The organism is Kribbella sp. NPDC043289 (assembly GCF_056436705.1).
The window spans coordinates 737919-751530 of record NZ_JBWKCB010000001.1 but is presented as its reverse complement, the minus strand read 5'-3'; the positions used below and the strand labels follow the sequence as shown (position 1 = coordinate 751530).

Genomic DNA, 13612 nt, shown 5'->3' with positions numbered 1-13612 from the left:
TCCCCTGGATCGCAGAAGACAGCTGCCGCTGGCACAGGCTTTCAGTCCTTGGCCGTTACCGTCGAGTCGGCCCCCTCCCCAGGCGTGTTTTCGGGCTCTGCTACGTGACCCCGCCGTGCGCGAAACTGCCCGGCAGGGAGGGAACAACACATGACTCAGGAAATGATCAACCGGCTACGCAGCGAAGTCGCCGGGCCGGTGCTGACACCGGAGGCCGAGGGGTACGCCGAGGAACTGTCCGGGTTCAACCTTGCCGTGACGCACACACCCGACGTGGTGGTCGGGCTGACGTCCGAGGCCGACGCGGTCGCGGTGGTCCGCGTGGCGGCCGAGAGCGGTACGCCGGTCCGCGTGCTGGCGACCGGCCACGGGATCCCGAACCCGATCCAGGACGGGATCGTGGTCACCACGACACGGCTCACCGGCCTCACCGTGGACCCGGACGCGAAGATCGCACAGATCGCGGCCGGGAACCGCTGGGCCGAGGTGATCGCGGCCGCGGCGCCGCACGGTCTCGCACCGATCACCGGCGGCTCCGACGCGGTCGGCTGCATCGGGTACACGCTCGGCGGTGGACTCGGTCCGCTCGCCCGCACCTACGGCTTCTCGTCCGACTGGGCCCGCGGGTTCCGCGTCGTCACCGGGACGGGCGAGATCGTCACCGCGAACGCGACCGAGAACGCCGACCTGTTCTGGGCGCTGCGCGGCGGCAAGGGCGGCTTCGGCATCGTCACCGCGATGGACTTCGCCCTCGTCGAGCTGAGCACCCTGTACGGCGGTTCGGTGTTCTTCGACGCCGAGTACGTCGCGCCGGTGCTGAGCGCCTGGGCCGAGTGGACCAAGACGCTGCCCGAGGAGGCCAACTCCTCGGTGGTGATCCTGCGGCTGCCACCGCTCGAGTTCATCCCGGAACCGCTGCGCGGCAAGACCGTCATCAACGTCCGGTTCGCGTACGTCGGTGACGCGACGGAGGGCAAACGCCTGTTCCAGCCAATCCGGGACGCGGGGACGGCGCTGATCGACGCGGTCGGTGAGATGCCGGCGAGCGACATCGCACTGATCCACAACGATCCCAAGGCCCCGACACCGTCGTGGGACCGCGGGCTGATGCTGACCGAGATGGACGCCGGCTTCGTCGCCGCGTTCCTGGACGCGGTCGGCCCGGACCAGCAGGTGCCGTTGGTCGCGGTCGAGCTGCGGCACCTCGGCGGGGCGACGGAGCGGGACGTCCCCGAGGGCAGTGCCGTCGGCGGCCGGTCCGGGGCGTTCACGATGACGATGATCGGCGTACCGGATCCGGGGCTGTTCGAAAAGGTGCTTCCGGCAACGGTTGACGGGGTGCTGGCGGCATTGCGGGACTGGGTGTCCGACGAGACCACGGTGAACTTCGCCGGTGGGTTCGCGCTGCCGGGCTCGTACGAGGCGTCCTGGCCGGCGGCGACGTTCGCGCGGCTGGCCGGGATCCGGGCGGCGTACGACCGGAACCGGCTGTTCCCGTACGGGCCGCACCCGGCTTGAGATCAGATGTGAGATTAGGCTGAGGCCGTGAAGCTTGCTGCGCGGATGGACCGGCTGGGCACCGAATCGGCGTTCGAGGTGCTCGCGAAGGCGAAGGCCCTGGAGGCCCGGGGTCGGGAGATCGTGCACCTGGAGATCGGTGAGCCGGACTTCGATACTCCGGCGCACGTGATCGCCGCCGCGCAGCAGGCCCTGGACAAGGGCTTCACGCACTACGTGCCGGCCCCCGGCATCCCCGAGCTGCGGACCGCGGTCGCGGACTTCCTCGAGCGCACCGGTCGGCTGCGGACGACGCCGGACCGGGTGCTGATCACGCCCGGTGCGAAGCCGATCATGTTCTTCACCATCCTCGCCCTCTGCGAGGAAGGCGACGAGGTGCTGTACCCCGACCCCGGGTTCCCGATGTACGCGTCGATCGCGTCGTTCGCCGGGGCGAAGCCGGTGCCGGTGCCGCTGCGCGAGGAGAACGGGTTCGCCATCGACCCGGCCGAGCTGCGGTCCCTGGTCACCGAGCGGACCAAGCTGCTGATCCTGAACTCGCCGCACAACCCGTGCGGCAGCGTCTCCACCCCGGAGCAACTCGCCGAGATCGCCGAGATCGCGATCGAGCACGACCTCGTGGTGCTGAGCGACGAGGTCTACTGGGCACTGCGGTACGACGGTACGCATCACAGCGTCCTCGACTTCGACGGGATGGCGTCGCGGACGATCCTGCTCGACGGGTGGTCGAAGACGTTCGCGATGACCGGCTGGCGACTGGGCTTCGGGGTGTTCCCCGAGCCGCTGGTCGAGCCGGTGACCCGGCTGATGATCAACTCGGTGTCGTGTACGTCGGCGTTCAGCCAGCACGCCGCGATCGCCGCGCTCGAGGGTCCGTGGGACGACGTCGACCGGATGCTCGCAGCGTTCCGCGAACGCCGCGACGTGATCGTGTCCGGCCTGAACGCCGTACCCGGTGTGTCCTGCGTCGAGCCCGAGGGCGCCTTCTACGCGTTCCCGAACATCACCGAACTCGGGATGCCGGCGGCGACGCTGTCCGACCGCCTGCTCGACGAAGCCGGCGTCGCCTGCCTCCCCGGTACGTCGTTCGGCGCATACGGCGAGAACTACCTGCGCTTCTCGTACGCGAACTCGGTCGAGAACATCCGCAAGGCACTAGACGCCTTCACCGAACTGGTGGAGTCATGAGTGACACGGGCAGTCAGCATGGGCACACGGATCGGCTGGATCTTGGCGACGCGTCGGTGCGGGAGTGGGACGCGACGGTCGTCGGCGTGGATCCGGACCGCGGGATCGTGCTCGATCGGTCGGCGTTCTACCCGGGCGGTGGTGGGCAGCCGCCGGACGAGGGCGTGCTGCTGTGGGGCGGCGTGCGGACGCGGATCGTGGGGACGGTCAAGGGCGACGATTTGTACCTCGTCCCGCACGAGGGCGATCCGGTGCCGCCGGTCGGGACCGCGGTGCGGGGTGCGCTGGACGACGAACGGCGTACCCAGTTGATGCGGACGCATTCTGGGCTGCACGTGCTGACCGGCGTGGTGTTCCGCGACTTCGGGGCGCTGGTCACCGGCGGGAACATGGAGCCGTTGTCGGCGCGGATGGACTTCGACCTGGCCGAAGTACCGCCGGACTTCAAGGACCGGGTGGCCGAGGCCGTCAACGCCGAGATCCGTACCGACCGCCGGATCACCGTCAGCAACCTGCCGCGCGAGGAGGCGTTCGCGATCCCGGACATCATCCGGACGGCGACCAACCTGCTGCCGCCGGACATCGAGATCGTCCGGATCGTCGACATCGCCGGCCTCGACACGCAGGCCGACGGCGGCACCCACGTCGCCTCCACCGCCCTGATCGGCCGGATGGACGTGGTCAAGATGGAGAGCAAGGGCCGCGGCTTCCGCCGCCTCCGGGTCCGGATCGGTTAGGGAGACACGCCCTAGTCGCGGGCCTTCTGGTCGGCGGCCTGGCGGCGGACCTCCGCCTGGGTGGCGCGCTCGTGCTCGAGCCAGTCGGGGTTGTCCGACTTGATGTCCTCGATCTGCGCGGTGGTGAGCGCCTCGGTGACACCGGCCCGCGCAAGCCCGCTGATCGACACACCGAGCTTCGCGGCCACCACCGCGCGCGGGTGCGGACCGTCGCGGCGCAGGTCGCGCAGCCATTCCGGCGGGTCCGCCTGCAGCGCGTTCAGCTCGTCGCGCGACACGACTCCGTCCTGGAACTCCGCGGGCGTGGCCTCGAGATACACCCCGAGCTTCTTCGCCGCCGTCGCGGGCTTCATCGTCTGCGTCTTACGCGCCGTCATGGGAGCAGCGTAACGCCCGGTAACCTCAGCACCGTGACCGGATTCCGGCTGGGCTACGTTCCCGGCGTGACCCCCGCGAAATGGGTGCGGATCTGGGCCGAGCGCCTCCCCCGCGTCCCGCTCGAACTCGTCCAGGTCACCGCCGCCGAGGCGCCCGACCTGATCCGCCGCGCCGAGGTCGACGCGGTGCTGCTGCGCCTCCCGATCGACCGGACCGGCCTGCACGCCATCCCGCTGTACGTCGAGCAGACGGTGGTCGTGGTTCCGAAGGACCACGTGATCACGGCCGCCGACGAGGTCACCGTCGACGATCTCGCCGACGAACTGGTGCTGCACCCGCGGGACGACGTACTCGACTGGGAACGGCCGCCCGGCCGGCTGATCGAGGAGCGGCCGGCGCGGACCGGCGACGCGGTCGAGCTGGTTGCCATGGGCACCGGTGTGCTGGTGGTCCCGCAGTCCCTCGCCCGGTTGCATCACCGCAAGGACCTGACGTACCGCCCGCTGACCGGCGTACCTGAGTCGCAGGTCGCGCTCAGCTGGCCCGAGGACGAGACCAGCGAGCTCGTCGAGCACCTGATCGGCATCGTCCGCGGACGCACCGTGAACAGCACCCGCGGCCCCGCCAAAACCACGCGGGAGCCGAAGCGGACGACCAAGGCGCCGGCCCAGCGGAAAGCGCCGCAGAAGAAGCCTCGCCGTCGCCGCTAGAATTCGGTTGAGTCTTCAACTACTATGGCGGTATGGCGATCTTCCGGTTGAACCACGCAGTTCTGTACGTACGCGACGTCGCGGCGAGCGTCGCGTTCTACCGAGACGTCCTCGGCTTCGGGTACACCGAGACCGGTGACGCGATCCAGGGAGCAGCGTTCCTGCGGGCGCCCGGTTCCAGCAACGACCACGACCTCGGCCTGTTCCAGATCGGATCCCAGGCCGCTCCGTCGGGCGCCGGGCGGACGTCGGTCGGGCTCTACCACCTCGCGTGGGAGGTCGACACGCTCGGTGACCTCGAGGAACTGGCCGGCAAGCTGAGCGAGCACGGCGCCCTGGTCGGCGCGTCCGACCACGGCACCACGAAGTCGCTCTACGGCAAGGACCCGGACGGCCTCGAGTTCGAGATCGTCTGGATCATCCCGGCCGACCTGCTCACCGACGAGGACCGCGAGAAGACGGGCATCTCCCGCCTGGACCTCGCCGCCGAGATCACGAAGTACGGCCGCGAGGCCCGCAGCGGCGTCGGCATCTCCCGCGTCGGCTGAGCCGTTACGGCTGGCGGGTTATGTCAGCGGTGGCGGGTTGCAACACGCCCGCGGTCAAGCAACCCGCCAGCGACGGGGCTCAGGCGCGGGTGATGTGAGTGGCGACGCGGAGGGCGTTGGCCAGGACCGTCAGGACCGGGTTTACGCCGCCGTTGGTGACGTGCAGCGACGCGTCGGCGATCCAGACGTTCTCGTGGCCCCAGAGCCGGCCGTTCGGGTCGGTGACCGAACGCGTCGGGTCGTCGCCCATCCGGCAGCTGCCTGCCTGGTGCTGGCCGGTGCTGGCCTGGCCCAACGTACCTAGGCCGCCGACGGCTGTGCGGGTCGCACCGGCCTCCTCCAGCCACGTCCTGGCCTTGGCGCTCATGAAGGCCTGGGCCCGGGCGTCCTCGGGATGGATCGAGCCGCTGGTGACGACGACCGGGTTGCCGAAACGGTCGACCACCGAGGGGTCGACGCGGACCCTGGACTCCGCGGACGACACCTCCTGGATCGGACCGACCACCCGCAGCATCCGGCGGAGCTCGCGCCGCATCGCCTGCTGACTCTCCACCCCGGCGACCGGAATCATCCCGGCCCCGGTCAGATAGTCGTACGTCGAGGCGGGTGTCGGCACGAACTCGTTCGCGAGCATCCCGCCGCCGACGATCCCGTCGTTCCCGTGCCGGAAGTCGCAGGTCGCGATCGACACCCCGGGCCCGACGAGATCCATCACCTCGTCCTCGAACAGCCCGACCGCTCCGGCGTACACATGGGCCTGTAGATGCCGGCCGACCTGGTCCTGGTCGTTGCCGAGACCGTTTGGCTCGCCGTCGTGCGCGCTGTTCAGCAACAACCGCGGGGTCTCCGACGCGCCGGCGGCAACCACGACCTCCGCGCACGCGACGGTGCGTCGCCAGATCCCGCCATACCCGTCACTCGCGGCCAGCGCGATGCCGACGACCCGGCCGGTCGAATCGGTCACCAAGCGCTCAGCCGTCGTCTCGGTGACCAACGTGCAGTTGCCGGTGGCCAACGCCGCGGGGAGCGCGGTGTTATGGGTCCCGCTCTTCGCCTCCACCGGACACGCGAACCCGACGCACTGCGCGCACCGCACGCACCCGGACCGCCCTTGATAGTCGACCGAGTTGATCAGCAGCGGTACGTCGAGAGTCCCCCACCCCAACCGCTCCGCGGCAGCCGCCAACCGATGCGCCGGCCCGGTCCTCGGCAACGGCGGCATCGGTAGCGGGATCGATCGCGAGTCGTGCCAGGGGTCGACGCCGCCGCCGCTCACTCCGAACCGCTGCTCCGCCAACGAGTAGTAAGGCTCCAAATCGTCGTACGAGATCGGCCAATCGGCCAGCGCACTGCCTTCCGGTACGCCGTACGTCGTCGCCATCCGGAAGTCGCGCGGGACGAACCGCCAGGCCTGCGCGCCGTACACGCGGGTGCCGCCGCCGACCGTGAACGCGTTGTTCCCCCACCCGCCGTCGGGCGGCAGCACCTGGCTCCGGACCCCATCCACGACCGACACCCGCGGCCGCCCGGTCGGGTCCGGATCCGTTGCCGCCGGCAACCCCACGACCGACCGCGGGTTCCGCAGGTGGTCGTGCGAGAGCGACTCCGTCGACGGGTAGCTCCCCAGCTCCACGACGAGCACCGATCGCCCCGACTCGGCGAGCACCTGCGCCGTGGCACCTCCGCCGGCGCCTGAGCCGATCACGATGGAGTCGTACCGCTCCCCCAGGTCCTCGCGCGCCGTGACGTCGAGCGACGTCTGCACCGGCGCGAACTCCGGCGTACGCCAACCGACCGACTCCCAGGAGCCGGGCTGCGCGTAGTACCCCTGCGCGATCAACCGCACCAACCAGGCACCGTCCGGGTCGTCCAGCACCCGATCGAGCTCCACCGCCAGCCCACGCTCGACCCGCGCCAGCCAGTCGGGCCGATCCACCGTCACCACCTGCTCAACGAACCCGACCGCCCCACCACCCGCCCCAGGCACGGCAAACTCCGCCAACCGCTCGAGCACGATCCGTTGCTGTTCAGACAGGCCCATCGTCAAATCCTTTCACGCACTACCGTTTGGCGCATGAGTGAGATCTTCGGCCTGTCGGGTACTGCTGCCGTGGTGACTGGGTCGAGTCGTGGGATCGGGTTGGCGATTGCGCGGGTGTTGCTGGGGCAGGGGGCCTCGGTGGTGGTGAACGGGTATGCGGCGGACGAGACGGCGGCGGCCGTGGAGCAGTTGGCCGTGGAGTATCCGGGGCGGGTCGTGGCTGTCGCCGGTGACGTCGTGGATGCGGGGGTGGCGCGGCAGCTGGTTGACGCGGCGGTGCGGGAGTTCGGGCGGCTGGATCACGTGGTGTGCAACGCGGGGATCGACATCATCAAGCCGGCGATCGAGTACACGCCGGACGAGTGGGACCGGATCCTCGCGGTGAACCTGCGGGGTGCGTTCCTGCCCGCACAGGCCGCGGCGCGGTACTGGATCTCGGAGCGGAGCGGCGGCTCGGTCACGATGACGTCGTCGATCGCCGGCCAGGTGGGGATCCCGACGCTGGCGCCGTACGCAGCCAGCAAGGGCGGGATCAACCAGCTGGTCCGGACGCTCGCGGCGGAGTGGGCCGAGCACGGGATCCGGGTGAACGCGATCGCCCCCGGGTACGTCGCCAACATCATGGACAGCGTCACGGCGCATGACGACCCCGCCTCCGACCGCCGGATCAGCACGTTCACGCCGCTCGGCCGGCGCGCGACGGTCGACGAGATCGCGGCGCCGTACGCGTTCCTCGCCTCGCCCGCGGCCGCCTACGTCACCGGTGCCGTGCTGCCCGTCGACGGTGGCTACACGGCCCTCTGAACCCACAGGCACCGAGTCTTTGTACTTGCCGGTCCATTTTTCCCGAGCAACGCTGTGGTCATGGCACTTGACGACTATTACCTGCTCGGCCGCTCCGGACTGCGCGTCAGCCGGCTCGCGCTGGGCACTATGAACTTCGGCCAGGCGGGTTTCCACGCGCCGTACGGGAAGACCGAGGACGAGGCCCGGGCGATCTTCCGGGCCTACATCGAGGCGGGCGGCAACTTCATCGACACCGCCGACTTCTACACCGCGGGTGAGAGCGAACGGATCCTCGGCCGGCTGATCGCCGAGGCGGGCGTCCGGGAGCGGATGGTGCTCACCACCAAGGCGACCAACAGCGTCGACACCGGCGACCCGAACGCGGGCGGCAACAGCCGCAAGCACCTGATCCGCGCCCTCGACGAATCGCTGCGCCGGCTCGGCACCGACTACGTCGACCTCTTCCTGCTGCACACCTGGGACCGCATCACCGGAGTCGACGAGGTACTGCGGACCCTCGACGACCTCGCCCGCGCGGGCAAGATCCGGTACGCCGGCCTGTCCGACGTACCGGCCTGGTACGCCGCTCGCGCGCAGACTCTCGCCGACGCGCACTCGCTGACACCGATGGTCAGCCTGCAACTGCCGTACTCGCTGATCGAGCGGACCGTCGAGACCGAGCACGTCCCGATGGCGCAGCAACTCGGGTTGGGGATCACCGCGTGGAGCCCGCTCGGCGGTGGCTTCCTGACCGGGAAGTACCAGCGCGACGCCGCGCAGCAGATGGCGGGCGAGGGCCGGCTCACCGGTGACGGGGCGGCCGGACAGTCCTGGACCGACCGGCAGTGGGACCTGCTGACGACCGTGCGGGAGGTGGCGGACAAGCTGGGCGTGACGATGGCGCAGGTGGCGGTCAACTGGGCCGCAACTCAACCGGGCGTGGCCTCGGCGATCGTGGGCGCGAGTCGCCCGGAGCAGCTCGAGTCGAGTATCGCGGCGCTCGACTTCGAGCTCCCGGCCGAGCTGCGGGCGGCGCTCGACGACGCGAGCGCCGTACCGCCGTCGTCGGTGTACCGGATGTTCACGCCGGAGTACCAGGGCTGGTTGGTGAACCCCGGCGTGAAGGTCGCTGACAAGCCGGTCGGGTATCAGCCGCCGGTGCTCAATTGGCGCTGAGGTAGTCCAGGCACAGGTCGAGCGCGTACTCCAGATGGGTCGACGATCCGGACGACAGCAGGATCGCGACGCCGCCCTGGATCGCGGCGATCAGCGCTGCCGAAGCGCGGGCGGGATCCACGTCGGCACGGATCTCGCCCGCCGCTTTCATCTCCTCGATGCCGGTCGCGAGCCGCTCCTGCCACTGGGCGAGCAGCGTCGCGGTGACCGCTTGCGCGGCGGGCGTGTGCCGGCCGATCTCGGTGATGAGGACACCGAGCGGGCAGTTCACGCCCTGCCGCCGGTACTTCTCGACGACGACGTCCCGCCATTCGCGCCAGGCGTCCCAGCTGGTCAGCTGTCCGAGCTGCGGCTCCTGGTCCTCGAGCACCCGCTCGGCCTCGCGCTCGGCGACAGCGAGCAGCAGCTGCTCCTTGCCCTCGGGGAAGTAGTGGAAGAGCTGGCTCTTCCCGGTCCGGCTGCGCTGCCCGATGTCGTCGAGCTTCACCGCACTGATCCCACGCTCGCGGATCTCGGCCGCGGCCGCCGCGACGATCCGCTCCCGCGTCGCCGCACCCTTCGCTGTCAACACATCAGCAAATGTACCCGCCGGTCTAAGACCGCCGACTGTTCAGCTCCGCGAGCGCCCCGAACACCCGCTTCGGCGTCCGCTCCCCGTCGTCCCCGACCGCGACCAGCCCGTACGACGAGAGGTCGAGATCGTGCTCCGGATCGTCCGGGCGGTGCGGCAGACCGAAGCCGGCGTAGCTGAACCAGAACGCCGCCGCCAGCTCGATCCGGTCGAACTCCTCGACGAGTCCGTACAGGTACTCCACTTGTTCCTCCTCCCGTCGCTCGTAGGCACCGTTGAGCGCCGGCGGGTCGACACTGCGGTTCACGATCATCCAGCCGGTCCCGCCGCGGTCTCCGGCGCCGCGGTACGCGCAGCAGCCGAACTCGGTCGCGACGACCGGCTTCCCCCACTTCGACCGGGCCCCGAGCTCGTCGGCGAAGGTCGCCCGGTTGGCCGCGTCCCGGTACGCGTCGACGCTGACGATGTCGAAGAGGTCCCAGTTCACGTCCTCCCACATCCCGGCGGCGTACGTGATCCGGCCACCGAACGCCGTACGCCCGGCCGACACCAACTGCTGCTGTACGTCGCCCCAGCGCGCGAGCCCCGCCTGTAGCTCGGTCAGCTTCGCCGGATCGGTCCAGGTCGCCGGGTCCGCCATCAGCGCGAGCCGCTCCCCCGACGTCGCTCCGGGAATGAAGCCCTTGCAGAACACGGACAGCTCGCACCCGAGCACCAGCACGACCTCGCCACGACCGGACTGCCGCAGCTGCTCCGCCCGACCGGCACAGTCGGCCAGGAAGGCGATGAACTCGTCCGGCTCGAGATCCATCGGCACCGGCGAGAACCACAGATCGAGCCCGGCCGCGAGCGCCGCCTCCCCCGCGATCGCCAGCCGGTCCGGATCGTTCCCCGAGACCCTGACCGCGGGAGCCCGCAGCTCGTTCGCGATCACCGCCAGGTCCTGGCGTACGACGTCCGCGTCGAAGCGCTCGTGTGTGTCCCGGCCGTCGTACCGCAGGCCGGTGTCGTAGTTCACCCCGATGGCTCGCATGCTCCGCAGCCTAGCAATCAAAGTCATACTCGGTACATCTTTTTATCCGGTATGGTTCAAGCGTGAACCAGAACGGCCGCCGGGAGCGGAAGAAGGCCGAGCTCCGCAGCCGGATCTCGGAGGTGGCGACCGGGCTGTTCCTCGAGCGCGGGTTCGACGCGGTGTCGGTGTCCGAGATCGCCGAGGCGGCGGATGTCGCGCGGCCGACGGTGTTCGCGCACTTCGCCCGCAAGGAGGACCTGCTCTTCGACCGCTATCCCGAGGCGGAAGCGCTGGTCGTTGGCGCGATCAACGACCGGCCGGCCGGCACGTCCGCGGTTCTGGCGCTGTCTGATCTGCTGGTCGCCCTCGCCGACGCCGGGCACCCGCTGTCCACGATCCGCGCGAGCTTCCGGCGCTTCTGGGAGGTCATCGCCGAGTCCCGCGCGTTGCAGTCCCGGGCCCGCGAGCTCACCGACCATGTCGAGCGGGCGATCGCCGCCGCGATGGCGAGCACAGCCGTCCCCGATCCCGAACTGACGGCCGCACTCAGCGTCGCGGCGTACCGGACCGTCCATCTGCACGCGGTACGGCGGATTCTCGCCGGCGAGGACGAGGCGCCCGTGGTCGCGGAGCACCGCGCGCGGACGATCCACGCCCTCGCCGTCGTCGACAGTCACCTGACCGGCTTGCGGAACCAGACCACGACACCGGCCACCAGCAGGTAGACCACCGGGAGCACCGGCGACGCTCCCAGCACGAACAGGTTGGTGATCGTCGCGCCGGCCATCAACGCCACCAGCCCGAGCGCCGCGATCCGGCACACCCGCGGCACGAGCAGACCGATCGCTCCCGCGAGCTCGAGCGCACCGACCAAGTACCGCAGCCACTGACCGGCGCCGACCTCGGCGAACATGTCCACCATCGCCGCGTTCCCGGTCAGCTTCGGCGCCGCCGCCATCACGAACTGCGCGGCGAGCAGAACCTGCACCACCCACAAAACCACCGTCCGGGGCCGGACGGTCCGCTGGGTCGTCACCGACGTACTCATGAGCTTCTCCTTCGTCGTTGTGTTCCGGTACGACGAAGGTCCCGCGAACCGCCCGCGACAGGCATCCGTGGTGACCACGGATCCACCACGGAACGACCGCTAGTTCACGTGGCTCGCGATGGTGTGGGCGCAGGTGATGGATTCGGTGTGGGAGGTGTCGACCTCGACGTCGTACGTGATGCCCTCGTGGACTACATGGGCCTGCTTCTCGGCCATGCCTCCGGCGCGGTTGCCGCGGGCGATCTCGCGGCCGGCGGCGATCTCGGGAGCGCAGTGGACGCCGACCCAGAGCGTCTCGAGGTCGCCGATCGCGTCGCGCCAGCGCTGTTGCGAGGCCGGGCCGCCGAGGAACACGTCGTCGACGATGACGCGGCCGCCGGCGCGACACATCGCGACGAGCCCCGCCGTCCAGGCCGCTTCCAGTTCACGGAACGCCGGCCCGACGGACACCTCGCCGCCCGGGCCGATCAGGATGCCGTCCGGCGAGCCCTCCAGATCGGCCGGCAGCGCGTCCACGAAGTTGTCCACGCTGAGCGCCAGCCACGGTTCGGCCAGGACCGCCTGCAGACACCGCACGATCCCGGTCTTCCCGGAACTGGACCCACCGTTGATGATGATCAGTCGAGCCGTCACGCCCGCAAGACTAGGGTCTCGGTCCGCGGGCTCTCGACCGGTTTACGCCGCGCCAGCGCGAGGAACGGTACGGCGAGCGCCTGGATCACCGCCGACACCAGGTACGCCGTCCCGTACCCCCACACGTCCGCGGCGCGACCGAGCGTCGGCTGGATCACCACGCCGCCCGCCGACCCGAGCAGGTTGTCGAACGACAGCACCGTCGCCCGCTGCTCCGACGGGATGTGACTGTTCAGGTACGCCTGCCGCACCGGCGACATCGCGGCGAACATCGTCCCCCACCCCATCAGCAGCACCAGCGCGAGCCCGAACGACGTCACCAGCCCGATCGACGCGATCAGGACGCCGGACACCAGGATCGCCGCGATCAGCGTCCGGATCCGGTCCCGGAAGATCCGCGCCAGGGACGACGCCGACGCCCCGCCCGCGATCTGCGCCCCCGCGACGATCCCGGCCGACAGACCCGCGACGGCGTACGAGTCGGTGTGCCCGTACAGCTGTAAGAGATATGGTTGCGCGGCGTAGAACCCGTACACGCTCACCCCGGCCGTGAACGGTCCGGCCAGCATCACCCAACGCACCCGCCGGTTCAGCAGGCCGTGCCGCAGCGAGGCCCGGACGATCCCGCGCATCTCACCGCGTACCGAGACGCGCGGCTTCGGCGTGAACCCGATGTCCCGCATCGAGCGCCACGCCACCGCGAACGTGGCCAACAGCAACAAGGCGCGCACGACGTACGGCATCCCGAGATTCGTGAGCTGCGCGAGCACGCCACCGCCGATCGATCCGGCCAGCATCGCGATCCCGTTCGCCACCTGTCCCTTCGCGAACGCGTCGTCCAGCGAGCCGCGGTACCCGGTCGCATGCAGCCCGTCGACCAGCCACGCCTCGGTCGCGCCACTGAAGAACGTGAACCCGAGACCGAGCAGCGCCGACACCACGGCCCACCACACAAACGGGGCGTGGGTGCGCCACAGCAACAGGTAGAGCAGCGTCGTGCCCATCAGCGTGGCGGTCCCGAGCAGGTACGACGCACGCCGGCCGACCGTGTCCGCGACGACGCCGGTCGGGACCTCGAACAGCACCATCCCGGCGGTGAAGAACGCGTTCGCGGCGAACGCCTTCCCGACGCTCAGACCGGCGTCCAGCAGGAACAATGTGTTGATCCCCCAGATCATCGACGACGCGCCCGTCGACACCACGACCAGCGTGAGGTAGGTCCGCAGTACTCGCTCGGCTGTCATACCCGGTACGTCGGAGCTG

15 protein-coding genes are annotated in these 13612 nt (G+C 70.0%); 8 read left to right on the top strand and 7 right to left on the bottom strand.

The window, feature by feature from the left end; translation table 11 throughout:
* Positions 1-150: 150 nt before the first annotated feature.
* From AC0662_RS03535 to AC0662_RS03525, 3 genes are read left to right on the top strand one after another with little or no spacing between them, the layout of a single operon-like run.
* Positions 151-1518: an FAD-binding oxidoreductase gene (locus AC0662_RS03535; RefSeq protein WP_452198778.1), complete on the top strand. Its 1368-nt coding sequence runs from the start codon at positions 151-153 to the stop codon at positions 1516-1518.
* 27 nt (positions 1519-1545) lie between these two features.
* Positions 1546-2706, top strand: a complete 1161-nt coding sequence (locus tag AC0662_RS03530) for a pyridoxal phosphate-dependent aminotransferase (RefSeq protein WP_452198777.1) — start codon at positions 1546-1548, stop codon at positions 2704-2706.
* Positions 2703-3443 (top strand): alanyl-tRNA editing protein, encoded by a 741-nt coding sequence (locus AC0662_RS03525; protein WP_452198775.1) that lies wholly within the window; start codon positions 2703-2705, stop codon positions 3441-3443. Before AC0662_RS03530 ends, AC0662_RS03525 begins: the two co-directional genes overlap by 4 nt.
* A gap of 11 nt (positions 3444-3454) precedes the next feature.
* On the opposite strand, the gene AC0662_RS03520 is transcribed toward AC0662_RS03525, so the two are convergent.
* Complete coding sequence (locus tag AC0662_RS03520) at positions 3455-3820, bottom strand: DUF5997 family protein (RefSeq protein WP_478298241.1); 366 nt, start codon at positions 3818-3820, stop codon at positions 3455-3457.
* Between the two features lie 33 nt (positions 3821-3853).
* Between AC0662_RS03520 and AC0662_RS03515 the strand changes: the two genes are divergently transcribed.
* Together AC0662_RS03515 and AC0662_RS03510 are read left to right on the top strand one after the other, a co-directional pair.
* On the top strand, positions 3854-4531 hold the full coding sequence (locus AC0662_RS03515; protein ID WP_452198771.1) for a LysR family substrate-binding domain-containing protein: 678 nt from the start codon (positions 3854-3856) through the stop codon (positions 4529-4531).
* A gap of 32 nt (positions 4532-4563) precedes the next feature.
* Positions 4564-5079, top strand: coding sequence for a VOC family protein (locus AC0662_RS03510; protein ID WP_452198769.1), 516 nt, complete (start codon positions 4564-4566; stop codon positions 5077-5079).
* A 79-nt stretch (positions 5080-5158) separates the two neighbouring features.
* On the opposite strand, the gene AC0662_RS03505 is transcribed toward AC0662_RS03510, so the two are convergent.
* Entirely contained in the window at positions 5159-7120 is a 1962-nt protein-coding gene (locus AC0662_RS03505; protein ID WP_478298239.1) for a GMC oxidoreductase, read from the bottom strand.
* 33 nt (positions 7121-7153) lie between these two features.
* On the opposite strand from AC0662_RS03505, the gene AC0662_RS03500 reads away from it, so the two are divergent.
* Both AC0662_RS03500 and AC0662_RS03495 read left to right on the top strand, forming a co-directional pair.
* Positions 7154-7924: an SDR family NAD(P)-dependent oxidoreductase gene (locus AC0662_RS03500; RefSeq protein WP_478298237.1), complete on the top strand. Its 771-nt coding sequence runs from the start codon at positions 7154-7156 to the stop codon at positions 7922-7924.
* 60 nt (positions 7925-7984) lie between these two features.
* Positions 7985-9082 carry an aldo/keto reductase gene (locus AC0662_RS03495; RefSeq protein WP_452198763.1) on the top strand — a complete coding sequence of 366 codons (1098 nt, stop codon included), beginning with the start codon at positions 7985-7987 and terminating at the stop codon, positions 9080-9082.
* Here AC0662_RS03495 and AC0662_RS03490 read toward each other — a convergent pair.
* Complete coding sequence (locus AC0662_RS03490; protein ID WP_452198762.1) at positions 9069-9653, bottom strand: TetR/AcrR family transcriptional regulator; 585 nt, start codon at positions 9651-9653, stop codon at positions 9069-9071. The genes AC0662_RS03495 and AC0662_RS03490 overlap by 14 nt on opposite strands.
* Before the next feature lie 22 nt (positions 9654-9675).
* On the bottom strand, positions 9676-10686 hold the full coding sequence (locus AC0662_RS03485; RefSeq protein ID WP_452198760.1) for a hypothetical protein: 1011 nt from the start codon (positions 10684-10686) through the stop codon (positions 9676-9678).
* 62 nt (positions 10687-10748) lie between these two features.
* Here AC0662_RS03485 and AC0662_RS03480 point away from each other — a divergent pair, with 62 nt between their 5' ends.
* Positions 10749-11393, top strand: coding sequence for a TetR/AcrR family transcriptional regulator (locus tag AC0662_RS03480; RefSeq protein WP_478298234.1), 645 nt, complete (start codon positions 10749-10751; stop codon positions 11391-11393).
* On the opposite strand, the gene AC0662_RS03475 is transcribed toward AC0662_RS03480, so the two are convergent.
* The 3 genes from AC0662_RS03475 to AC0662_RS03465 all read right to left on the bottom strand — a co-directional run bounded on the left by AC0662_RS03475 (position 11342) and on the right by AC0662_RS03465 (position 13593).
* Entirely contained in the window at positions 11342-11716 is a 375-nt protein-coding gene (locus AC0662_RS03475; RefSeq protein ID WP_478298232.1) for a DoxX family protein, read from the bottom strand. The genes AC0662_RS03480 and AC0662_RS03475 overlap by 52 nt on opposite strands.
* A gap of 99 nt (positions 11717-11815) precedes the next feature.
* Positions 11816-12349: a chloramphenicol phosphotransferase CPT gene (gene cpt, locus AC0662_RS03470; RefSeq protein WP_478298230.1), complete on the bottom strand. Its 534-nt coding sequence runs from the start codon at positions 12347-12349 to the stop codon at positions 11816-11818.
* A complete protein-coding gene (locus AC0662_RS03465) occupies positions 12346-13593 on the bottom strand; it encodes an MFS transporter (protein ID WP_452198754.1) in 1248 nt (415 codons plus the stop codon). Before AC0662_RS03465 ends, cpt begins: the two co-directional genes overlap by 4 nt.
* Positions 13594-13612 lie beyond the last annotated feature (19 nt).